At 65.1% G+C, this 21,171-nt stretch carries 19 protein-coding genes; 5 read left to right on the top strand and 14 right to left on the bottom strand.

Annotated elements, in window-relative coordinates:
- Window positions 1-71 precede the first annotated feature (71 nt).
- The 5 genes from recJ to NO357_RS06050 form a co-directional block, all read right to left on the bottom strand.
- Complete coding sequence (recJ, locus tag NO357_RS06070; RefSeq protein ID WP_306734777.1) at window positions 72-1,820, bottom strand: single-stranded-DNA-specific exonuclease RecJ; 1,749 nt, start codon at window positions 1,818-1,820, stop codon at window positions 72-74.
- A 76-nt stretch (window positions 1,821-1,896) separates the two neighbouring features.
- Window positions 1,897-2,859 (bottom strand): class II fructose-bisphosphatase, encoded by a 963-nt coding sequence (gene glpX, locus NO357_RS06065; RefSeq protein ID WP_306734711.1) that lies wholly within the window; start codon window positions 2,857-2,859, stop codon window positions 1,897-1,899.
- Between the two features lie 78 nt (window positions 2,860-2,937).
- Window positions 2,938-3,651 (bottom strand): ceramidase domain-containing protein, encoded by a 714-nt coding sequence (locus NO357_RS06060; RefSeq protein ID WP_306734710.1) that lies wholly within the window; start codon window positions 3,649-3,651, stop codon window positions 2,938-2,940.
- Window positions 3,652-3,656: 5 nt separating this feature from the next.
- Window positions 3,657-4,943, bottom strand: a complete 1,287-nt coding sequence (locus tag NO357_RS06055; protein WP_306734709.1) for a homoserine dehydrogenase — start codon at window positions 4,941-4,943, stop codon at window positions 3,657-3,659.
- Between the two features lie 96 nt (window positions 4,944-5,039).
- Window positions 5,040-5,336, bottom strand: a complete 297-nt coding sequence (locus tag NO357_RS06050) for a hypothetical protein (RefSeq protein ID WP_306734708.1) — start codon at window positions 5,334-5,336, stop codon at window positions 5,040-5,042.
- Between the two features lie 78 nt (window positions 5,337-5,414).
- Between NO357_RS06050 and NO357_RS06045 the strand changes: the two genes are divergently transcribed.
- A complete protein-coding gene (locus NO357_RS06045; protein ID WP_306734707.1) occupies window positions 5,415-6,008 on the top strand; it encodes a TetR/AcrR family transcriptional regulator in 594 nt (197 codons plus the stop codon).
- A gap of 189 nt (window positions 6,009-6,197) precedes the next feature.
- On the opposite strand, the gene NO357_RS06040 is transcribed toward NO357_RS06045, so the two are convergent.
- Both NO357_RS06040 and NO357_RS06035 read right to left on the bottom strand, forming a co-directional pair.
- Window positions 6,198-7,586, bottom strand: coding sequence for a hypothetical protein (locus tag NO357_RS06040; protein WP_306734706.1), 1,389 nt, complete (start codon window positions 7,584-7,586; stop codon window positions 6,198-6,200).
- Window positions 7,587-7,714: 128 nt separating this feature from the next.
- Window positions 7,715-8,626 carry a pirin family protein gene (locus NO357_RS06035; protein WP_306734705.1) on the bottom strand — a complete coding sequence of 304 codons (912 nt, stop codon included), beginning with the start codon at window positions 8,624-8,626 and terminating at the stop codon, window positions 7,715-7,717.
- Between the two features lie 189 nt (window positions 8,627-8,815).
- Between NO357_RS06035 and NO357_RS06030 the strand changes: the two genes are divergently transcribed.
- Window positions 8,816-10,267, top strand: a complete 1,452-nt coding sequence (locus NO357_RS06030; RefSeq protein ID WP_306734704.1) for a hypothetical protein — start codon at window positions 8,816-8,818, stop codon at window positions 10,265-10,267.
- A 114-nt stretch (window positions 10,268-10,381) separates the two neighbouring features.
- On the opposite strand, the gene NO357_RS06025 is transcribed toward NO357_RS06030, so the two are convergent.
- Window positions 10,382-11,554, bottom strand: coding sequence for a 4Fe-4S double cluster binding domain-containing protein (locus tag NO357_RS06025; RefSeq protein ID WP_306734776.1), 1,173 nt, complete (start codon window positions 11,552-11,554; stop codon window positions 10,382-10,384).
- Window positions 11,555-11,660: 106 nt separating this feature from the next.
- Between NO357_RS06025 and NO357_RS06020 the strand changes: the two genes are divergently transcribed.
- The gene (locus NO357_RS06020) at window positions 11,661-12,605 is read left to right on the top strand and encodes an NAD(P)-dependent oxidoreductase (protein WP_306734703.1); all 945 of its coding nucleotides are present in this window, start codon (window positions 11,661-11,663) and stop codon (window positions 12,603-12,605) included.
- Window positions 12,606-12,652: 47 nt separating this feature from the next.
- Here the strand turns inward: NO357_RS06020 and NO357_RS06015 are convergent, their stop codons facing one another.
- From NO357_RS06015 to NO357_RS05990, 6 genes are all read right to left on the bottom strand, one after another.
- Window positions 12,653-13,237, bottom strand: a complete 585-nt coding sequence (locus NO357_RS06015) for a TadE/TadG family type IV pilus assembly protein (RefSeq protein ID WP_306734702.1) — start codon at window positions 13,235-13,237, stop codon at window positions 12,653-12,655.
- A 1-nt stretch (window position 13,238) separates the two neighbouring features.
- A complete protein-coding gene (locus tag NO357_RS06010; protein ID WP_306734701.1) occupies window positions 13,239-13,781 on the bottom strand; it encodes a TadE/TadG family type IV pilus assembly protein in 543 nt (180 codons plus the stop codon).
- Window positions 13,778-15,412 (bottom strand): TadE/TadG family type IV pilus assembly protein, encoded by a 1,635-nt coding sequence (locus tag NO357_RS06005; protein WP_306734699.1) that lies wholly within the window; start codon window positions 15,410-15,412, stop codon window positions 13,778-13,780. Before NO357_RS06005 ends, NO357_RS06010 begins: the two co-directional genes overlap by 4 nt.
- Before the next feature lie 393 nt (window positions 15,413-15,805).
- The gene (locus NO357_RS06000) at window positions 15,806-16,393 is read right to left on the bottom strand and encodes a TadE/TadG family type IV pilus assembly protein (RefSeq protein ID WP_306734698.1); all 588 of its coding nucleotides are present in this window, start codon (window positions 16,391-16,393) and stop codon (window positions 15,806-15,808) included.
- Window positions 16,393-16,938, bottom strand: coding sequence for a TadE/TadG family type IV pilus assembly protein (locus tag NO357_RS05995; RefSeq protein WP_306734697.1), 546 nt, complete (start codon window positions 16,936-16,938; stop codon window positions 16,393-16,395). The genes NO357_RS06000 and NO357_RS05995 overlap by 1 nt, the downstream gene beginning before the upstream one ends.
- Complete coding sequence (locus NO357_RS05990) at window positions 16,935-18,662, bottom strand: TadE/TadG family type IV pilus assembly protein (RefSeq protein WP_306734696.1); 1,728 nt, start codon at window positions 18,660-18,662, stop codon at window positions 16,935-16,937. The genes NO357_RS05995 and NO357_RS05990 overlap by 4 nt, the downstream gene beginning before the upstream one ends.
- A gap of 404 nt (window positions 18,663-19,066) precedes the next feature.
- Here NO357_RS05990 and NO357_RS05985 point away from each other — a divergent pair, with 404 nt between their 5' ends.
- Entirely contained in the window at window positions 19,067-20,497 is a 1,431-nt protein-coding gene (locus tag NO357_RS05985; RefSeq protein WP_306734775.1) for a Glu/Leu/Phe/Val family dehydrogenase, read from the top strand.
- Between the two features lie 261 nt (window positions 20,498-20,758).
- Window positions 20,759-21,166, top strand: a complete 408-nt coding sequence (locus NO357_RS05980; RefSeq protein ID WP_306734695.1) for a TadE/TadG family type IV pilus assembly protein — start codon at window positions 20,759-20,761, stop codon at window positions 21,164-21,166.
- Window positions 21,167-21,171: the final 5 nt, after the last annotated feature.

Genomic DNA, 21,171 nt, shown 5'->3' with positions numbered 1-21,171 from the left:
GTCTTCTAGAAAAACAGGCCGACCCGCGCAAGCGGAAATTGCGCCTTCGGGCAAGAATTTTCTCCCCGTCGTCAAGACCCGGCCGGTGCGGCGTCCTCGAGCCGAAGCTGCGGTGTGACCCGGCCCCGCCAGTGGTTGAGCTCTAACCGCCCGGCGACGTGAAAGCGTTGCCCGCCATGCGCCTCCAGCGCCTGTCCCAGCCCGTTGTCATAGGCACCGAAGGCGATTCCTTCGAGCCTGGCCCCCAGCCCGTCGCCGACCGACACTTTCAGGTGGGCGTCGCCGACCCGCCGGGTGAACAGCACCTGGCAGTCGGGAAAGGCGAAACGCGGGGCAGGGGCCCCGGCGCCATAGGGGCCGGCCGCCTCCAGGGCCTCGATCATCTCGACGCTGGCCGCGCCGGGCATCAGCACGCCGTCTAGCCGCAGCGCCCGTGGCCCGAGATCGCCCGCCCCCTGCTTGGCCAGCAGGTCCGACAATCGGGTCATTGCCGGCTCCAGCCGGTCACGTGCCACCGTCAGACCGGCGGCCATCTTGTGCCCGCCGCCCTTCAGCAGCAGCCCCTCGCGTGCCAGCCGCTGCACCGCTGCTCCGAGGTCGATTCCCGAAACCGATCGGCCCGAGCCCTTGCCCTCGCCGCCTTCGAGCCCGATCACCACCGCCGGCCGTCCCGTCACCTCCTTCAGCCGCGAGGCGACGATGCCCACCACTCCCGGGTGCCAGCCTTCGCCCGCGGCCCAGACCAAGGGCGCGTCTAGCCCGCGGTCCTCGGCCTGGGCCAGTGCCGCCGCGCGCACCGCCTCCTCGATTTCGCGCCGCTCGGTGTTGAGCTGATCCAGCCGCTCGGCAAGCGCCTGGGCCTCGCGCGGATCGTGGCAGGCCAGCAGCCGGGCGCCGAGATCGGCCTTGCCGATCCGCCCGCCGGCATTGACCCGCGGCCCCAGCAGGAAGCCCAGGTGATAAGGCGCCGGCGCCGTCTCCATCCGCGCCACATCTGCCAGCGCTACAAGACCGGGTCGCTCACGTCGCGCCATCACCTTCAGCCCCTGCACCACGAAGGCGCGGTTGACGCCGACCAGCGGGGCCACATCGGCCACGGTCGCCAACGCCACCAGATCGAGCATTGCCATCAGTTGCGGGCCGTCGCCGTGCCCCGCGTCGCGCCGTTGCCGGTTGACCTCGACCAGCATCAGGAACACCACGCCGGCGGCGCAGAGATCCGCCAGATCGCCGCTTTCGTCCTGGCGGTTGGGGTTCACCACGGCGACACAATCGGGCAGGGTCTCGCCGCCCAGATGGTGGTCGAGCACGATCACATCCGCCCCGTCAGCGGCGGCGATCGGTTCGTGGCTCAGCGTGCCGCAATCGACACAGACGATCAGGTCATGCGCCTCGGCCAGCGCCCGCATTGCCGGTTCGTTGGGGCCATAGCCCTCGTCGATCCGATCCGGCACGTAGAGCGTCGCTGGCCGCCCGGTTTGCCCCAGCCAGTCCAGCAGGAGCGCCGCTGACGCGCCGCCGTCGACATCGTAATCGGCGAAGATCGCGATGCGCTCGCGCCCGTCGACAGCCGCACAGAAGCGCGCCGCCGCGGTCTCCATGTCCTTCAGGTGCCGCGGATCGGGCAGCAACTCGCGGATCGAGGGCGCCAGGAACCCCTCGGCCGCAGCCGCCTCGACCCCGCGCCGCGCCAGAACCTGCGCCACCGCCCGCGCCAGCCCGGTCTGCTGCGCCAGCCGCTCGGCCGCCCGGTCGGTCTCCACCCCGGGTCCCAGCCATTGCCGCCCGGTCAGTGACCGCTCGACGCCGAGGAAACTCACTGGCTCATGCCCCTTCATCTTGCCGCAAATATCCCGGGGGTGCGGGGGGCCGGTCGCCGCTCCTGCGCAGGCAACCTCACGCCACCGGCGCCCGGCAACGCATCCGGCGCACGGTGCCGGTTTTCGACCGCAGCAGAAGGGTCTCGGTCTCGACATGGCTGCGGTTGCAGCGCACCCCAGCCAGCAGCGACCCGTCGGTCACCCCGGTCGCGGCCAGGATAACGTCGCCCTGCACCAGTTCGTCGCGGCTGTAGACCCGGTCGAGATCGGTGATCCCCGCCGCCCGGGCCCGGACGCGTTCGTCGTCGTTGCGAAACAGCAGCCGGCCCAGGAACTGCCCGCCCATGCATTTCAGCGCGGCCGCTGCCAACACACCCTCGGGCGCGCCGCCCGAGCCCATATACATGTCGATGCCGGTGGTCTCGACCTCGGCGCCATGGATCACCCCGGCGATGTCGCCGTCGCTGATCAGCCGGATGGCGCAGCCGGTGCCGCGCAGCTCGGCCAGCATCTCCTGGTGCCGCGGTCGCTCCAGCAGACAGACGGTGATCTCGGCCATCTTCACGCCCTTGGCGCGGGCCAGCGCCTTGACCCGCTCGGCCGGCGACATCTCGAGGCCGACCACGCCCTCGGCATAGCCCGGCCCGATGGCCAGCTTCTCCATATAGACATCCGGGGCATGCAGAAGCGCGCCGCGCGGCGCCATGGCAATTACCGTCAGCGCGCCGGGCATGTCCTTGGCGGTCAGCGTCGTGCCTTCCAGCGGGTCGAGCGCGATGTCGACCTCGGGGCCATCGCCGCTGCCCACCTCCTCGCCGATGAACAGCATCGGTGCCTCGTCGCGTTCGCCTTCGCCGATCACAACCGTGCCCTGCACCGGCAGGTCGTTGAGCGCCGCGCGCATCGCGTTGACGGCGGCCCGGTCGGCTGATTTCTCGTCGCCGCGCCCGATCCAACCGGCCGAGGCGCGCGCCGCCTCTTCCGCTACCCTTGCGAGGCCCAGCGACAAAAGGCTGTCGTCGAATTCGGTCATGCTCATGGCCTGGTCTGCCTCTGAAATCCTTCTGTGTCTTCCCGGATTACAGGCCGCGCCGGAAACGGGCAAGTGAAGCTTTTTTCACACCCGACCTGCGTGCTGTCGCGGCTCAAGTCGTTCCGCCCGGACCAGAACCTGCAACACCAGCCCGATCATCAGCCCGTTCAGCAGGTGCCAGAGAAAATGCGTGCCCCGCGAAAACGTGTTGCAGACCGCAAGATCGATGGTGCGGAACGTCAGCGACAGCAGGAAGGTGACCGTGGCGGCGACGATCCAGCCCGCCAAAGGATGGCCGCTGCGCCACGCCATGGCAGAAAAGGCAACCAGCGCGACCACCGCCGGGGTATATTGCAGCGACCCGTTCAGCACAGGCGGCTTGGTCGGCGCGCGCGCCGCTTGGTCGCCACCCGGCAGAGTCACCGCCACGACCAGCAGCACCAGCGCCAAGACCACCGCCAGCGCGATCACCGCGATCCGCGCCGGCGCCAGGCCGCCAACCCGCGCCATGCCGACGATGACCGCCACCGCGACGAAACTCCAGATCGGCAGCACGTCGGCCAGTCCCGACCAGGCTGTGGCAAAGCTGTGAAACAGGAAAGAGCCGACGCCGATCAGCGCCGCCAGTGCGATCAGCAGCAGGGTCACACCGCCTACCGCGCCGGTCCGCCGCGCCTCGATCCAGCCCCACAGTGCGGCCAGCAGGAAAGCCGCGTTCGACACCGCGTTCCATGGTTCGGCCCAGAAACCCGGTCCCATCCGCTCGCAATAAAGGTCAACCGGCGCGCTCCAGTCCACCGTGCTCAGACTCGCTCGATCCGCAGCGCCACCGGTGCGCCCTCCAGCACGTCAAGCCTGCTTATCGCCGCCAGCGCCTCGTCCAGCGCCTTGCGCTGGCAGCGGTGGGTGACGATCAGCACCGGCGCCGAGGTGTCCTCATGGCCGTATTGCCGCATCCGGTCGATCGAGATTCCGGCCTCGCCCAGCACCGCCGCGACCTTGGCCAGTGCGCCGGGCTTGTCGGTGAGCGTCATCCGCAGGTAATAGGGCGCGGGCACCGCGCCTTTCGCCGGTTTCAACGCCGCCAGCTCGCCCGCCGGCGTGCCGAAGGTGGCCAGCCTTAAGCCACGGGCGATGTCGATCACGTCGCCCATCACCGCACTTGCGGTCGGGCCTTCACCGGCACCGGCGCCGCGCAGCACGATCTGGCCGACCGCGTCGCCCTCGATCACCACCATGTTGGTGCCGCCTTCGAGCTGGCCCAGCGGACTGTTGTCGGGCACCAGGCAGGGGCTCATCCGCTGCTCCAGTCCGCGGCCGGTCATTTGGGCCACGCCCAGCAGCTTGATGCGATAGCCCATGTCGGCGGCCTGATGAATGTCGTCGATGGTCACCGCGCCGATGCCCTCCAGCTCCACGCCATCGAAATCCACCTGCGCGCCGAAGGCGATGGCGGCGAGCAGCGACAGCTTGTGGCCGGCGTCGATACCGCCGACATCGAGTTCGGGATCGGCCTCGAGATAACCCAGCCCGTCGGCCTCGGCGAAGGCCTGCTCATAGGTCAGATCGGCCGACTGCATTCGGGTCAGGATGTAGTTGCAGGTGCCGTTCATCACCCCCATCACCCGGGTGATCTCGTTGCCCGCCAGCCCCTCGGTCAGCGCCTTGATCACCGGGATGCCGCCGGCGACGGCGGCTTCGAAGCGGATCACGCGGCCCGCGGCCTCAGCGGCTTCTGCCAGCGCCTGGCCATGATGTGCCAGCATCGCCTTGTTGGCGGTGACCACGTCCTTGCCGGCGGCGATCGCCGCCTCGGTCGCTGCCTTGGCTGGGCCGTCGCTGCCGCCCATGAGTTCAACGAACACGTCGACGTCGTCGCGCGTGGCCAGCTTCACCGGGTCGTCTTCCCAGGCGTAATCCTTCAGCGATACGCCGCGGTCCTTGTCGCGGGTGCGGGCCGACACGGCGGTGATCTCGATCCGCCGCCCGGCGCGCGCGGCCAGCAGGTTGGCCTTCTGGCGAACGATTTTCACCACGCCGGTGCCAACGGTGCCAAGTCCTGCGATACCAAGGCGAAGCGGTTCACTCATCGGGGGCCTCCTGCGGGTGTGCCAAATCCTTTGAGGCCATGTATCGTGGAGCCGGCCCACATGCAACGCGGCAAAACCAGCCCGCGGCCCGGCGTTTCAGTGCTCGACAATCCCGGTCACACCGGCGCGCATCCGCGCCCGCGCACCCTGGTCCACCACCGTGCCCTTCAGCCGCGCCGCCCTGGCGCGGAGCTGCGCCACACGGGCCAGAATAGCGGCCTCGGTCTCGGGGCTGACCTGGGTGTCGGTGGCACCCGCCATAAGCGGCTCGACCGGCACCAGCCGGGGAAAGTCGGCCCGTTCCATATGCGCCGGCACCGTGCCTTCGAGCTCGGGGAAGGTGGCGCAACCGGTCAGAAGAACGGCAAAGAGGAGCAATGGGGCCCGTTTCATGATCTCTTCCTGCCGCAGCATGGCGGTGCGCGCAAGCGTGGGGTTTGATATGAACGCACGTTCAGTTAAAACCCGCCCATGGCACGCACTCAAGGCTCGCATTCCGATATCACCGGCCCGCGCATCCGCCGGGCGGCGCTGCGGCTGTTCGCGCGCCACGGCTTCGCCGCCGTGTCGATGCGCCAGATCGCGGGAGAGGTCGGCGTGCAGGCCGGGGCGCTCTACAACTACACTCCCGACAAACAGACCCTGCTCTTCGAGTTGATGCGGGATCACATGGACGCCCTGCTTGCCGCCCGCGCGGCCGAGGCTGCCCGGGCCGGCCGCGATCCCATGGCGCGGCTGGAAAACTTCACCCGCCACCACATTCGCTTCCATATCGAGCGCCCCGACGAGGTGTTCATCGCCTATATGGAGTTGCGCAACCTGGCGCCGGAGAACTTTGCCGAGATCGAGCGCCTGCGCCATGCCTACGAAGACGAGTTGGAGACCATCTTGCGCAACGGGGTCGCCGCGGGCGACTTCGCCGTGCCCGACCCGCGTGTCGCCACTTACGCCGTCATCGCCATGCTCACCGGCGTCAACACCTGGTACCGCGCCGGCGGACGCTTGTCGCTGAGCGAGGTCGAAACGCTCTACTGGGACATGGTGCGCAAGGCCGTGGCGGCCTGAGACCAGCCGGGATCGGACGGATTGGCGTGAAATCTGTCCGGAATTGGCCCGAAGGGAGCGTCGGTCGAATTCACCTGCGGGCCGGGCCACCGCTGGTCCGGCGCGCTTCGCCCGCGTTCCGGGCCGGGGCGCGATGATCGGATGCTCCTCCCGGCCAAAACGCGAAATGGCACCTTCTCGGGACTCGATTCAGTCGACCGCCCAGACATGCACCACCGGCTTGTCCCCGTCGGCGAAAAGTTCCAGCACGAACAAATGCCCTGCGCTCGGATCATAGGCCGCCGCGCCCAGCCGGTAGCGTCGCTGCACACCCACGCCCAGCGTTTCCGGTTCGATCCCCTCCGGGTTCAGAAACAGGTGTTCGTCCAGATCCAGCACGGCATAGGGCTGCGGCGCCCAGGGCTCCATCCTGCCCTCCGCCACGGCCGCCAGATCGTCGGGATCGTAAAGCAGCGCCTGCGCCGCAAACCCGCTGCTCCACCAGCCGCGATAGCCGTTGTGGCCAGAGCATTCGGTCAGGTCGTCTTCCGGGCAAACGCTGCCGTCGGCCAACCGGCAGACCGGGAACTGGCCGACGAAATCTCCGGCGACGCAGACCTGTTCCGGCCCGGCCGGGTTGACGAAGCCGTACCAGACCTTCTCGCCCACCGATTTCGTTCCGGCAAACAGCACCGCCGCTTTACCGGACGCGGTCTCGATCCAGGCGCCGCCCTCCCACTCGTCGGCATGGGTATAGCCCCGCACCGCCCGGTCAAACGACTCGGTCTCGCGCGAGCCGGGGTATTTCAACAGTGTCACCGCCTCGAGATGCGCACCATCCGGGGCCGGTGTCCCGGCGTCGTCCAGCCAGGGCCGATAGGTGAACAGCGAGGGGCCCATGCCAGACCAGCCACCATCGCGATAGCGTCCGGTAACCAGCCGCCGCGCGCCGGTATGCTCTGCTGCCCAGGTTTCGGGGAGGGCAAAGAGGTAACCATTGGTGGCATAACCCGACTGATTGCCGATGAACCAGCTGCCGGTGAACGCCGGGTGCCCGAGATCTGGTGCGATCCAGGCATGTGACGGCGCGTCCGGCTCGGGCTGGAAATGCGCGCCCCAGGACAGGTGGATCTTCGGCCCGGTCTCGGGCGTATCGAGATAGGCCATGCCGGTGCGCGGCAGCTCATCGAGCCCCGCGAACTGCCCGGCTGCCACGTCGGCAAAGGGCTGCAGGAACCGCGCCACCGGCAAATTGCCCACCCGGCGCGAGGCGACCGGCGCGGGAATGGCGATCTCGGCCACCTGGTTGCCGTCCGGCACCTCGCCATAGGCGATCCGGTCATGTCCCATCACGAACAGTGAACCGGCAAGTTCCCCCGCCTGCGCCCGGTGCCGGCCGGCCGGTGCGAAGGTCATCGCGTTTCCGCCCCAGGCAAAGGTTTTCGGCCGCTCGCCCGCGTCCGGCAGGCGGAAGGCGCCGAGATAATGGAAGTCCCCCGGCATCACACGGTCCGCCGCGGTCGCTGGCCACGCGACCGTTGTCGTGGCGGCCAGCAGCCCAAGCCCCACCCGGACCATCCCGGCGATGCGGTTGATCATGATCGTATCCTCCCCTCAGTCCAGACTGCAGCGCGACTCGCACCCCAGCCGCTTTGACGGAAAGACTGCCATGAATTGCCCCAGGCTGCCTTGGCCTCGATCAAGCGGCACGCGGGCCGTACGCGGGATCAGTGTGCCGGGCGGATGAAGGTGCCGTTCTGCAACTCGCGGAAGGCCTTTTGCAACTCTTCGCGGGTATTCATCACGATCGGGCCGTGCCAGGCCACCGGTTCCTGGATCGGCGCGCCGGAGATCAGCAGGAAGCGCACGCCCGCCTCGCCGGCCTGCACCGTCACTTCGTCGCCGGTTCCGAAGCGGATCAGCGTGCGGTTGCCCGACATGTCGCGGATGTTGACTTCTTCGCCCATCACCTCTTTCTCCAGCAGAACGCCGGCGGGCGCGCTGGCATCGGCAAAGGCGCCTTCACCCTCGAATACATAGGCGAAGGCGCGGCGATAGGTATCGATCCGGAACGTCTTCTTCACCCCCGCCGGCACCGAGATGTCGAGATATTGCGGTTCCGCCGCGATCCCGTCCACCGGCCCGTACCGACCCCAGAACTCGCCCACGATCACCCGCACGTGTGTGCCGTCGTCGTCGATCACCTCGGGAATGTCCCTCGATTGCACGTCCTGATAGCGCGGCGCCGTCATCTTCAGGCTCGACGGCAGGTTGGCCCAGAGCTGGAAGCCGTGCATCTGGCCGGTCGCGTTACCGCGCGGCATTTCCTGATGCAGGATGCCCGACCCGGCGGTCATCCACTGCACGTCGCCGGCCCCGAGCGTGCCCTGGTTGCCAAGCGAGTCGCCGTGATCGACCTCACCGGCCAGCACATAGGTGATGGTCTCGATGCCGCGATGCGGGTGCCAGGGAAAACCGCGCAGGTAGTCCTCGGGCCGTTCGTTGCGGAAATCGTCGAACAGCAGGAACGGGTCGAGCTCACTCGGATCCTGGAAGCCGAAAGCGCGGTGCAGATGCACGCCGGCGCCTTCCATCGTCGGCACCGCCTTGCGGGTTTCAAGCGTGGGTCTGATCGACATCTGGGTCACTCCGTCCTGATCGCGTTGGAGAAGAGATAGGGCCCGGACCCGTCGCCGTCCATCGGGCCGGGCGCGCGGGAGATGTGCGGAATTGCACCGATCGGGCCGGCGCCGCATCGGATTCTTCTTTGAGAGACTCGCCCTTTGGATGTATAATTTTGACATTGTTAAACGCATTGGAGAAAATTCATGTATCCCCACCGTTTGCCCGCCGGCGTCCTGCTGGCGATGTGTCTCGTCACCACCCCCGCAACCGCCGACTACAAGCAGAACCACCTCTGCGTCGATGGCTCCGACACGGTCTGTTCCCAGATCCCGGCCGATCTCGATGGGCTCGAGGTCAGGGTCCAGGGCTACACCCCCTCGACCGACCGCAATCCCAACCCGGACACCGCCCAGCAGATCAATTTCGACTATTTCGGCTGGCAGAGCTTCGTGGCCCTGAACTGGCCGGCCGACGCGTCGGGCCAGCCCGCGGGCGATATCCGCGACGACACCAAGAGCCCGCGGGTCTGGCAGTTCTATCCCGGTATCGAACAGGTCTTTCCCGGAGCGACGGTGGCGCCCGACATCTGCCCCGACAACGGGCGGATGACGGTGTCGCAGACCTCCAAGCTCACCTCGTCGAGCTTCATCGAACCCTTCACCCCCTGGCCGCTGATCGACCAGGCGGGGAATTTCGTGCTCTACGATATCCGGGTCAATCCGCGCTGGGCCGATTATGTCCGCGCCGAGGGGCTCGACACCAGGGCGGGGCAGGCGGCTTTCGCGGCGAAAGGCGGTGAATGGAACCTGCCGCGCGGCACCGCTGGCGATGTCGGCGCGATCGAGATCAAGACGGCCTGGCGCCTGCTGCCCGAGGACGAGGCGGGAGACGACTACTTCACCCAGCCGATCAACGTCGTCGTTCCCGCCGGCAACAGCCCCTCGGGCCAGCCGCTCTGTCTGCAGGAAACCGCCGCGCTGGTGGGCATGCACATCATGCAGAAAGTCGCGACCCCCGAGGAATTCGCGCCGTTCTGGATCTGGGCCTCGTTCGAACACGCCCGCAACGCGCCGCTCGCCGCCGGGGCCCCGCTGTCGCAGGAAAACGAGAACTCGCCGTTGACCGATCGCGAGCCGGTCGCCTCCTGTCCGGTGCCGGCCGACGCGGGCGACGGCTGGGCCTTTTTCAATCCCGGTTGCACCAACGGCGGCCAGGCCTGCGCGCCTAACGCACCGCCCGAAGGCAAGCAGTTTGTCTGGGCGGAGGAAAAACCCTATGCCGCGGCCTATCTGCACGACGGCAAATTCGGCACCCAGGTGACCCGCTGCTGGGCGCTCTACGACACCGGGGCCGAGGTCAACGCGCAGTTCCAGGCAGCGCTGACCGGCAGCGTTTGGGCGCAGTACGAGCTGATCGGGGTGCAGTGGGCCAACGATCATGGCGATTACTACGCCGAGAAAATGCGGCCGTTCGCGGCGCCGATCTACATGGTCAACACCACGATGGAGACTTACCTGCAGATCAACCCGGTGCTCGATGCCCATGGCGATCCCAGCACCGACAGGCCCAGCTCGTGCATCATGTGCCATAATATGGGGCGCGACACCGCGGGGACGAAATCCGATTTCAGCTTCCTCGGCGGCTATGCAAACTAGGTTTCGGACGACGCCAGAGGCGCGGTCCGACCGGCCGGGGGGCACTGCCCCCGGACCTCCCGGACCCCCGCCCCCCGGACCCCCGGAGTATTTCTGGAAAGATGAAAAGGCCGCTCAGGCGCCACGCCACCAGTCGGCAGGCTTCATCCGCCCGCCGCGTTTGCGGTCAAGCCACAGCGCCAGCCGGCGCAACCGCGACAGTGCCAACCGCCGCCACAGCCGATGACGCCGCTTTGAAAAGTCTCGGTTGAACGGGCAGACCCGCATGCAGATGGCGCAGTCCGAGGCCAGCGACGCCCAGAAGCCGAAGCATTTCTCGGCGTCCGAGGTCCATTTTTTCACCCCCCGGATCGCCGAATCGTTGGGCACGTCGAACGACGGCGGCCCGTATGGCAGGGCCTTGACCGGGCAGGCATCGGCGCATTTGGTGCAGAGGTTGCAGAACTCCGCCACCCCGGGCCGCCGGGGCGCATCGTGCGCCAGCGGCAGCGAGGTGAAAATCTTGGAAAACCGCACCCGCGGGCCGAACCCGGGCGTGATCACCATCTGGTTGCGCGCGTATTCGCCCAAGCCCGCCTGCACCGCGTAGGGGATTGCCAACCCGGTGTCGTTCATCGACGCCACCGCCTCGTAGCCGAGGTTGCGGATATAGGCGGCAAGCTGCATGACGATTGCCGCCTCATGGCTGTATTCCCGCCCCGTCGCCGCGCCGGCCAGCGCCGAAGGGTAGGTGGCGACCAGGCTTTCCTCCATCTCGTGGCCCAGCACGATAACCGAGGTAAGGCCCACCGGCAGGTCGTTCGGCGCCTCGGAAAAGTCTCGCACGTCGACCCGGGTGGCGTAGTGCCAGCGGGTGTCCAGCGCGGTGACGCCGCAGAGATCCGCTCCGAAAAACCGCGCCACGCGCTTGATCTCGGCTGCCATCTGCGCCGGGTCGTCGACCTCCAGCCGGTCGGGCGCCACCGGCGTGTCGGCCCGGATCGGTGCCTGGAACCCCTCGCGCTCGCCCGCCGCTGCCGACCGCTCGGAGACAATGTCGGAGACAAGCCAGGCCGCGTTCCTCAGCGCGAAATCGCGCTGGGTGAAGCCGTCGCCGCGGCGCGGGGCGGCCTCCATCCGGTAGGAGCGGAAGAATGCCTCGGTTTTCGGGCTCTTCACCCGGTCGTCCCAGAAGGCGCGGGTGAAGATGTCGTTGCGCTGACGGAACGGTGCGAAATCATCGCTCACGTCGATACCCGCGGCACGGTCGCTGTCTTTTCGGGGCGGGGCATTCGAAGGCCAGACCATGCCGCCGAGGCTAGCCGGCGCAAAGACGGCATTCAATGGGTCGCATTCAGGCGGTTTGCCGTCTTCGTGGAATCGGAACATCGGTGCACAATGAAGGAGAGGTTCTATGAATATCGGTTTCATCGGTCTGGGCAATGTCGGCGGCAAACTCGCCGGCAGCCTGCTGCGCAACGGCATTGACCTGGCGGTGCACGATCTCGACCCGGACCGGGTGTCGGGGTTCGTCGCCCAAGGCGCCCGCGCCGGCGGCAGCCCGGCCGCGATGATGCAGACCTGCGACGCGGTCATCACCTGCCTGCCGAGCCCCGCCGCCAGCGCCGCCGTGATGGACCAGATGCTGGCCTTTGCCGGGCCCGGCAAGATCTGGATGGAAATGTCCACCACCGACGAAGCCGAGGTCAAACGCCTCGGCGCACAGGTGATCGAACGGGGTGGTGCGGCGGTCGATTGCCCGGTCTCGGGCGGCTGCCATCGCGCCGATACCGGCAACATCTCGATCTTCGCCGGCTGCGACCGGGAAACCTTCGAGCGCATCCTGCCGCTCTTGACCGTCATGGGCCGGCGCGTCCTGCATACCGGGCCGCTGGGCTCGGCCTCGGTGCTGAAGGTGATGACCAACTACCTCGCCACCGGTCATCTGCTGATGCTGTGCGAGGCGCTGACCACCATGGCTGCCGCCGGCATGGACCTCACCACCACCTATGAGGCGATCCGCATAAGTTCGGGTAATTCATTCGTGCATGAAACAGAAAGTCAGCTGATACTTTCAGGCTCGCGCTGCGTCGATTTCACCATGGATCTGGTGCTCAAGGACATCGGCCTGTTTCAAGAGATCGCCGAACGCAACAAGGTGCCGCTGGACATCTCGCCGCTGCTGATCGACCTGATGCGCGATGGCCAGGCCCGCTACGGCACCCGGGCTCAGTCAGACCGGATGATCGAGCGGTTGGAAGAGGCCACCGGGCTCGACATCACCGCGCCGGGCTTCCCGACCGAACTCAAGGACGACGAACCGGAAGCGCCGGGCTACGAGGTCGCCGTGAAACGCTGACCCCGGCCGCGGGCGGCCGGGGTCCGTGTCGTTCAGGGCAATCCGCGTCAGGCGGAGGCGCCGTTGCAGTTGTTGTCGCAGAACCGCAGCTGCGGCGCGAACCGCAGACGGGTAAAGACGAAGCTCTGCATCTCGACGTTGCCCATGCCGATATTGAACAGCGGCTGGAAGGTGGCCCAGGTCTCGACCAGCACGACCCGTTCCTGATCGGGCAGGGTCGGCAGGTTGGAGGCCATGTTGTTGATGTCGTCGTTGCTCAGTTCGAACACGCCGCTGCCGCGGGCTTCCGACCATTCGACCTGGTACATGTCGCGGCGCTTCGACCATTTCACCACCGAGACGCGGATCCTGGTGTTGTCGTTGATGCCGGCCAGCAGGTCGTAGAGCGCCTTGGTGTTGTCGATATAGACCGGCGTGATGCTTGCCGTCTCACGCGAATACATATCGGCGATGGTGTTGGCGGCCTTCTGGTTGATGGTGGTCTGGCGGTAGCCTTCGAAGAAGACGAACATCGCCAGCATCGACCACATCACGATCGGGAAGATCAGTACCGCTTCGACCGATACGCTGCCGCGGCTGTCGTCGCGGAAGGCTGCGACACGGGATTTCAGGGTTTTGATGAGTCCCAGCATGTTATTCAGGCTCCTGCACGAAGGCGGACATTGCAACCAGGGCCACTTGCCCGGCACCATCCTTGGCCAGCTGTTTGCCCAGGCCGGTGGTCGGGAAGATCGGGTCGATCTTGACGCAGGCCCTGAGCAGCATCAGGTCATTCTCGCGTCCGTTGACGAAGTTGCGGACCGGTTGGACCGCTTCCGAGGTGTCGACACAGTCGGCGCTTCTGTCGAACGCCACCTGGTTGCGCAGGTCGACCTGGACCATCTCCAGCCGCAGCGTGGTGTCGCAGTTCTTCAGAACCCCGGCATACTCGCAGATCTGTGCCTTGATCTCGTCATGCTGCGGCGCATCACCGGTGCCGAGACGGACGTTGCGCACCGCCACGTCGAGACCACGCTCCAGCATCGAGTGTTGCATGGTGATCATGCCCTGTTCGACGCTGCTCAGCAGGATCATCACGAACGCGGGGAAGAGGATCGCGAATTCGATTGTCGCGGTGCCCTCATCGCGGCGGCGGAACCGCCGCAGATGTCGGGCCAGTGGGATCATCATACTCATTGTACCAGCCTCAGTTTCGAGATCGAGGATGCGATGGCGACGAAGGCGTCTCCGAGTTCCAGCCCTTCGGCGTCGAAGTAGTGACCGTCCGAGCTGGCGCATTTTTGCAGAACCCGCTGACCGTTGCGCGGGGCTTCGTAGGCGATGGTGAAGACGATGATGCCCTGGTTCTTCGCGACCGTGCACACCTGGTCAAGGCGCTGGTCTTTCCAGCCGACGTTGTGAACCTCGTACTTGCCTTCGGCCTTGCCGGAAATTGCGGCAGTTTCACTGCCCAGAATGTCGCTCCAGAGGGTCACTGCGAGATACTTCAGTGGGTGAAGGTTGTGCAGTTCCGGGTAGGTCAGGCGGTTCGAACCCTGGCCATTGCTGTCCTTGTAGGGCGCATCGTTCCAGGAGCCGTCATGCGGATAGTACCACTGGCTGTTGTGCTTGACCGAGAACTTGCCCGAATTGTGCATCCAGATATCCGACAGCGTATCGGTATAGGGCGACAGCATGTAAGGCTGCTCGGTGTGCTCACCATCCGTCATGATGATCGCGACCTTGAGGTTTTGAATCGGATCATAGAGTTTCGGTCGGTCGGCGAACTCCGCGTCGATCTCGCCGGCGGTTATCAGGTTGTTGACCACCGGCCGCGAAGTCGGATCAAGCAGCGCCGCACCCCATTTCATGCCCAGGTCGATCGACGTGTTGCCGCCCGCGGTCAGCCCATCGATATGGTTCTTCAAGGCCAGCGCGTTCTTCGACAGCGGCAGGATGCGGGTGTTGGGGTTGGTCGGGCAGACCGGGCGGGCCAGCGACTGACCCGACGGCACCGGGGCGGTGTTCCACGGATCGAAATGCGCCGTCTGTTGCAGCGGCTCGGTCGGCAGAATCTGGGTGTTGTTGAATTCGTCGGCAAGGAAGTCGATGCAGTGCGAATAGTTGTGATCGCGTGTCGTGTTGTATTCATCGAACATGGTTTCGCCCAGCGACACCTGGGTGGCGTAGGGCACCAGCGAAATCGACACGTCGCCCGGGGGCGAATTGTTGATGACAAGATCGACGAAGTCCTTGGCGGCGGTTTTCATGTTGGTCAGGCGGTTGTGCCAGCCCATCGATCCCGACACGTCGAGCACCAGCGAGATTTCGACGTTGCCGATGCTTTCCTTGGCGGTGCCGGCGGCCCTGGCCGTGAGCGTATCGACCCCGACCATGTGGATGAGCTGCGTCGCCATCTCGATTTCGGCGGTCGCCGACACTTGCTTGTGGCTCACGCCTTCGTCGACGGTGATCGTCTTCAGGTACTCGGCGATGTCGGATTTGGCGAAATAGTCCTGCACCACGTAATTCGCGTCGAGTGTCTGGTCGAGGTCGGCCGCGGCCAGAACGGCCCGGTCCAACGTCGCCTGCAGCGATGTACGGTTGAATTCGAAGCGCATGAAGTCGACCCCGATGCCGCCGACGGCAAGCATCATCAGGATCAGGAACACACCGAAACCGATCAACACGCCGCTTTCATCTTTCCGGAACCGGCGCAGATAGTTTTCCGCGCGACGGATCACCGGTAGAACGTCAGCCGAGTCGCTGGCAGCATGGCAATTGGTAAATCGGGTGTCACCGCTGTGGTTTGTTCCGCGTTTAGACATTGTCCCAACTCTTTCTTTTTCTCAGCTTCGTGGCACGTCAGGCCACTTTTCCAAGGATGATTTAAGTTCATAGTTGGGTCCTTTTTTCGTCCGGTTGCGGGCGAAAACGTGACCATCTAGGACTTTTTTTGGAGCTTTTTTGGGAAGCATCGGGCAATCCGCGCCACGCCCTTGCCTCAGTTTCGCCCCGGTTCGGTTCGCGCCGGGGGCTGCGCGCATGTTCCGGTCGCGGTCGCGCCGTCGGAAAGTGTCACTCCCCGGGGCCCGGCACTGCCCATCGATGCGCCGCGCCATCGACAAATGCGACATGGCGCGGCGGATGCAATCTTCATGAATTGTGTCCGGATCCGCGTCTGCCGCGCCGGCCGGGCGCTGCGCGGGCGGGCAGACCCGTCAGGCTTCACAGGTCTCCCAGCAGACCTGCATGGCAAAGCGGGGCCGGGTGAACACGAAAGTCTCGATCGTCTGGTTGTTCAGACCCACGATGCCGAACGGGGCGGAGTAGTCCGTCCAGGTTTGCACCAGGATCAGCACCTCCTGGTCCACCATCACCGGCAGCCGGTCTTCCCAGCCGATAAGATCGCCGCTGGCCAGCGCGCTGACCGAACCGCGGGTTTCGGACCATTCCACATCATACGAAGTCGTGTCCTCGTGATAGCGGACGATGGTCACGCGCATGTCGCGCGCGTCGGTCGACCGGGTGAGAAAGTTCAGCATCTGGTAGGCGCCGTCGATGAACTGATCGTTGATCTCGGTCGTCTCGCGCGAGATCATGTCCGAGATCGTGTAGGCGGCCTTGTGGTTGATCGAGGTTTGCCGATAGGCGTCGAAAAAGGTGTAAAGTGCGGTATAGGCCCAGACCAGGATCGGCAGCATGATCACGGCCTCGACCGTAACCGAGCCGCGGGTTTCACCGGCAAATGCGGCAATCCGGGCGCGCAACAGGCGAGGCAGGGAAATCTGCGGGAACGTCAGGCGCATCAGCTTGGCTCCTGCACAAAGGCCGACGTTGCCACCATGGCGGTATTGCCGGCACCGTCTTTGGAAAGAGAATACCCCAGACCGGCGGTCGGGAAGAGCGGCGAGAAGACATAACAGGCTCGCAGCATCATCATCTCGTTCGCGGCGCCGTTGACGAAGGCGCGCAGCGGGTTGGATGCTTCGGAATGGTCGATGCAGTCGGCCGACGCCGTCGGCGAGACATAGTTGCGCGGATCGACGACGGTCATTTCCAGCCGCAGGTTGTCTGTGCAGTTCGGCAGAACCCCGGCATAGGTGCAGATCCGGTCCTTGATCTCGTCATGGCTCGGGTTCGTTCCGGTGCCGAGGCGGACGTCGCGCACCGCCAGGTCGAGCCCGCGCTCCAGCATCGAGTGCCGGAAGGTGATCATCCCCAGTTCCACCGTGGTCATGAACAGGGTCACGTAAAACGGAAAGATGATGGCGAATTCCACCGTCGCGGTGCCGGCCTCCGAGCGCCGGAACCGGCGCAACGGGGTCATGATACGGTCTGTCCAGCGGCTCATTGTGTCAGCCTCAGTTGCGCAATCGAGATGGCAATCGCCTGGAACACGTCCCGGATGCTGACCCCGGTGGCGTTGAAGAAATGGCTCGGCGAGCTGGCGCAGTTGCGCAGTTGGCTGTTGCCGTTGCTGGTCGCCTCGAAGCCGATGGCATAGATCATCACGCCTTCCGTCTTGGCCGCGCCGCAGATGTTCTGCAGGCGTGTGTCCTTCATCGTCCCGTTCACGACCTCCGGCAGGTTGCTGTACCACTCGTCCCAGGCCCGGCCATAGCCGTCGCCGCCCAGGGTTTGTTCCAGCGGTCCGTAGTGATACCGGGCATTCTGCGCCACCGAGTACCAGGCGAACAGCTCTTGATAGGACAGCCGCTGCACCACGCTCACCACGCCGTCATCGGGTTCGCCGTCATTGTTGTCGTCGATGAAATCGCCGCTCCAACCGTAGGGTTTCGTGTTCCAGGTGTCGGAATGCGGGTAGTAGAATTTTTCGGGACTGGAACGGTTGTAGCGGATCGAAATCCGGCCGGGCTCGCCGGGGAAGTAATAGACATCGGACCGGGCGTCCCGCATCGTGTCCGGCAGTTTGTACTGATTGGTGTTCTGGCCGTCGGTCATCACCACGATCACCTTCATCGTGTTCGGGGTGCCATAGTCCAGCGGCCGGCCCGCATTGAAGGCGTTGACATCGCCGTCGGCGATCATCTGGGTGATCACCGGCCGGGTGCCCGGATCGAGCAGCGTCGCGGCCCATTTCATGCCGATATCGATCGAAGTGTTGCCGCCGGCGGTCAGCGCGTTGATCTGGTTTTTCAGCGCGGCCGCGTCCGTGCTCATGACCGTGATTTCCGAACCCGCCCGCGTCGGGCAGACCGGTTTCGGCAGTTCGGACCCGTTCGGCGGATAGCTCGGGTTCGACGGGTCTGTTTCGCCGCTGTAGTACGAGAACATGTCGAAATGCATCGTCCGCTCGAGGCTCTCAGCGGGATCAAGCGCCGCGCTGTCGAAGTGCTGGTCCTCGAAGTTGACGCAGTTCGAGAAATTGTGCTCGTTTGACACGTCGTAGTGCTGCAGCAGTGTCTCGCCCGCGTTCACCTGGGTGTTGTAGGGAACGATCGACACCGAAACGCCGCCGGCTTGGGTCAGGTCCATCACCGCGTCGATGAATTCCCGCGCCGCCGGTTTGAGGTTCACCAGCCGGTTGTTCGAGCCCATCGAGCCCGAGATATCGAGCACCAGCGCGATTTCCACGGCCTCGATCTTTTCCTCGGCCTGGGCCAGCGCCGGGGCGACCAGAGAGTCGAAGCCCAGCATGTGAATGAATTGGGTCGGCACGATCAGCGTCGCGCCGGCGGTCACATCGCGGTAGTTAAGGCCGGCGTTCACCGTCGGAGCCGCGGTCAGGGTGGCATTCAGCCCCGCCTTGGCGAGATAGTCCTCGACCACCGCTGCCGGATCAAGCGGTTGCTGCATGTCGGCCGCCGCCAGCACGGCCCGGTCGAGCGTGTTCTGCAGTCGCGTGCGCTTCATTTCGTAATGCATGAAATCGACGCCGATCCCGCCGATGATCAGCATGATGAGGAAAAAGACGACCGAGTAGGCGATCATCACGCCGCTTTCGTCGCGGCGGAATGTGCGGAGTTTCCCGGCGACGCGTGCAAGCCGCACGGCGCACGGTGACACCAGGCTGCCCGGTGTGCCGTCTGTGGTCTTCGACGCAGTATCCGTCATGTCGTTACTCTCACCCAAGTGACGGGCCTTCCCGATCTGTCCCCACGACCGGATATGAAAACCCAAGCTTCCTTATCGCTCTGAAAAGCGGCGAAAATTTGGCGAAAAACAGGGAAAATTGGCGGGTTTGTTGGCCGATTGCGTGCAATCCGTGCGCCAGCGCGGCGGTGTTCTCGATTTGTCGACAATTCGAACCAAATTTGCCCGTGCTTGCTGCGACCACCGCGCGCGGTGCCGGGAAAATGCCGCAAACTGATCCGGCGTCACCCAGCGGGCGGATCGGCCTGGTGTTAGCGCCTTGGAAAGGGTTGTTTGCCATTCTGCCCGAACCTGCGACAATCTGTCAGGTGAGGGGACGAGTCGTGCCCGAAGATGAACCCGTGTCCGGAGGCATGCACATGGATATGTCCACCACTCAAGAACCCAGTTTCCGCGAAAGCGTCGATCTGATGTTCAACCGTGCCGTCGCGATCATGGACCTGCCGCCGGGGCTGGAAGAGAAGATCCGGGTCTGCAACGCCACTTACACGGTACGTTTCGGGGTCCGGCTGCGTGGCCAGATCCAGACCTTCACCGGCTATCGCTCGGTCCATTCCGAACACATGGAGCCGGTCAAGGGCGGCATCCGCTATGCCATGGGCGTGAACCAGGACGAGGTCGAGGCGCTGGCGGCGCTGATGACCTATAAATGTGCCCTGGTCGAAACCCCGTTCGGCGGCTCCAAGGGCGGTTTGCGGATCGACCCGCGGCAATACGACGATCACGAGCTTGAACTGATCACACGGCGCTTCGCCTATGAACTGGCCAAGCGCGACCTGATCAACCCGTCACAGAACGTGCCCGCCCCCGACATGGGCACCGGCGAGCGGGAAATGGCCTGGATCGCCGACCAGTATGCCCGGATGAACACCACCGACATCAATGCCCGCGCCTGCGTCACCGGTAAGCCGCTCAACGCCGGCGGCATCGCCGGCCGGGTCGAGGCGACGGGCCGGGGGGTGCAGTATGCCCTGCGTGAATTCTTCCGCCACCCCGAGGACGTGGCCAAGGCCGGGTTGTCGGGCAAGCTCGACGGCAAACGGGTGATCGTCCAGGGGCTGGGCAATGTCGGATACCACGCTGCCAAGTTCCTTCAGGAGGAAGACGGCTGCCGCATCACCGGCATCATCGAGCGTGACGGCGCTCTGTTCGATCCCGCCGGGCTCGATGTCGGCGCGGTGCACGCCTGGCTGGTCAAGCATGGCGGGGTCGCGAACTTTCCCGATGCCACCCACACCGCCGAGGGCGCCGCCGTTCTGGAAGAGGAATGCGATGTCCTGATCCCGGCCGCCTTCGAAGGCGTCATCAACCTGCAGAATGCCGAGCGGATCAAGGCCCCGCTGATCATCGAGGCCGCCAATGGCCCGGTCACCGCCGGGGCCGACGAAGTGCTGCGCGCCAAGGGCGTGGTCATCATTCCCGACATGTATGCCAATGCCGGCGGCGTGACGGTGTCCTATTTCGAGTGGGTCAAGAACCTCTCCCATATCCGCTTCGGCCGCATGCAGCGCCGCCAGGAAGAGGCCCGCCACCAGCTTGTGGTCGACGAACTTGAACGGCTCGACCGCTATCTCGGCGATGCCTGGTCGCTGCGCCCCGAGTTCAAGGATAGGTATCTGCGCGGCGCCGACGAGCTCGAACTCGTGCGCTCCGGCCTCGACGACACGATGCGTACCGCCTACCAGTCGATGCACGAGGTCTGGCACGCGCGCGACGATGTCGAGGATCTGCGCATGGCCGCCTATCTCGTCTCGATCGACCGGGTGGCGGCCAGCTATCGCGCCAAAGGTCTCTGACCAGCATTTTGCGGCCCTTTTGCCGTATTTCGGCATTTTCGGCAGAAAGTTGCGCAACAGTGCGGCAAAGTTCCGCCGACGGGCGGCAATTTCGGCAAAACACGAGCCGAAGTTTTCCTTTGCTCCCCATTTCCGCCCCATTTGTGCCACGAGCGGCGACTGGAATTCTCTCTACCTTAGCGAGTGTTCCTTTTCTCGATTGTGCGGTGCCGGTGCCTGCCCGGTGCGCGTTAGTCAAACCCAACCGCTGTGGACAACAAAATGAAAAAGCTGAACCATTATTTCCGCGACTTCGTCCGGTCGGAATCCGGCAGTCAGACGATAGAAGCTGTCATCTGGGTACCGATCTTCGTGTTCTTCCTCGCGTTCATGGTCAATGTCGCGATGGTCTTCTTCAACGAATCCCAGATGTTGCGAGTCGTGCAGGATGCCAATCGGGCGTTTTCCCTTGGTTGGTTCACAACCGATATCGAGACCGAGCAGCATATCACCCAGGAACTGGCCTATCTGAGCCCGAACGTGACGGTCGACACCGTCGTCGACGGCGGGATCATCAAGACACAGCTCTCGATCCCGGCCTTCGACATGATGCCGCTGAAGGGCCTGGGCAAACAGTTCTTCTCGACAACACAGATCACCGTGCAGGCCGAGCACGTGGTCGAGTTCTGAAATTC

Origin of the sequence: Marimonas arenosa, from assembly GCF_030848945.1 — a bacterium.
In the GTDB taxonomy this organism is placed as follows: domain Bacteria; phylum Pseudomonadota; class Alphaproteobacteria; order Rhodobacterales; family Rhodobacteraceae; genus Marimonas; species Marimonas arenosa.
Note: the sequence above shows the minus strand (reverse complement) of the source record. Positions and strands in the feature narration are given on the sequence as shown.

Coding starts and splice junctions, on each gene's coding strand:
- glpX (WP_306734711.1), bottom strand. CDS start 2,859: ATGAGCATGACCGAATTCGACGACAGCCTTTTGTCGCTGGGCCTCGCA.
- NO357_RS06055 (WP_306734709.1), bottom strand. CDS start 4,943: ATGAGTGAACCGCTTCGCCTTGGTATCGCAGGACTTGGCACCGTTGGC.
- NO357_RS06050 (WP_306734708.1), bottom strand. CDS start 5,336: ATGAAACGGGCCCCATTGCTCCTCTTTGCCGTTCTTCTGACCGGTTGC.
- NO357_RS06045 (WP_306734707.1), top strand. CDS start 5,415: ATGGCACGCACTCAAGGCTCGCATTCCGATATCACCGGCCCGCGCATC.
- NO357_RS06040 (WP_306734706.1), bottom strand. CDS start 7,586: ATGATCAACCGCATCGCCGGGATGGTCCGGGTGGGGCTTGGGCTGCTG.
- NO357_RS06035 (WP_306734705.1), bottom strand. CDS start 8,626: ATGTCGATCAGACCCACGCTTGAAACCCGCAAGGCGGTGCCGACGATG.
- NO357_RS06030 (WP_306734704.1), top strand. CDS start 8,816: ATGTATCCCCACCGTTTGCCCGCCGGCGTCCTGCTGGCGATGTGTCTC.
- NO357_RS06025 (WP_306734776.1), bottom strand. CDS start 11,554: ATGGTCTGGCCTTCGAATGCCCCGCCCCGAAAAGACAGCGACCGTGCC.
- NO357_RS06020 (WP_306734703.1), top strand. CDS start 11,661: ATGAATATCGGTTTCATCGGTCTGGGCAATGTCGGCGGCAAACTCGCC.
- NO357_RS06015 (WP_306734702.1), bottom strand. CDS start 13,237: ATGCTGGGACTCATCAAAACCCTGAAATCCCGTGTCGCAGCCTTCCGC.
- NO357_RS06010 (WP_306734701.1), bottom strand. CDS start 13,781: ATGAGTATGATGATCCCACTGGCCCGACATCTGCGGCGGTTCCGCCGC.
- NO357_RS06005 (WP_306734699.1), bottom strand. CDS start 15,412: ATGTCTAAACGCGGAACAAACCACAGCGGTGACACCCGATTTACCAAT.
- NO357_RS06000 (WP_306734698.1), bottom strand. CDS start 16,393: ATGCGCCTGACGTTCCCGCAGATTTCCCTGCCTCGCCTGTTGCGCGCC.
- NO357_RS05995 (WP_306734697.1), bottom strand. CDS start 16,938: ATGAGCCGCTGGACAGACCGTATCATGACCCCGTTGCGCCGGTTCCGG.
- NO357_RS05990 (WP_306734696.1), bottom strand. CDS start 18,662: ATGACGGATACTGCGTCGAAGACCACAGACGGCACACCGGGCAGCCTG.
- NO357_RS05985 (WP_306734775.1), top strand. CDS start 19,067: ATGTCCACCACTCAAGAACCCAGTTTCCGCGAAAGCGTCGATCTGATG.
- NO357_RS05980 (WP_306734695.1), top strand. CDS start 20,759: ATGAAAAAGCTGAACCATTATTTCCGCGACTTCGTCCGGTCGGAATCC.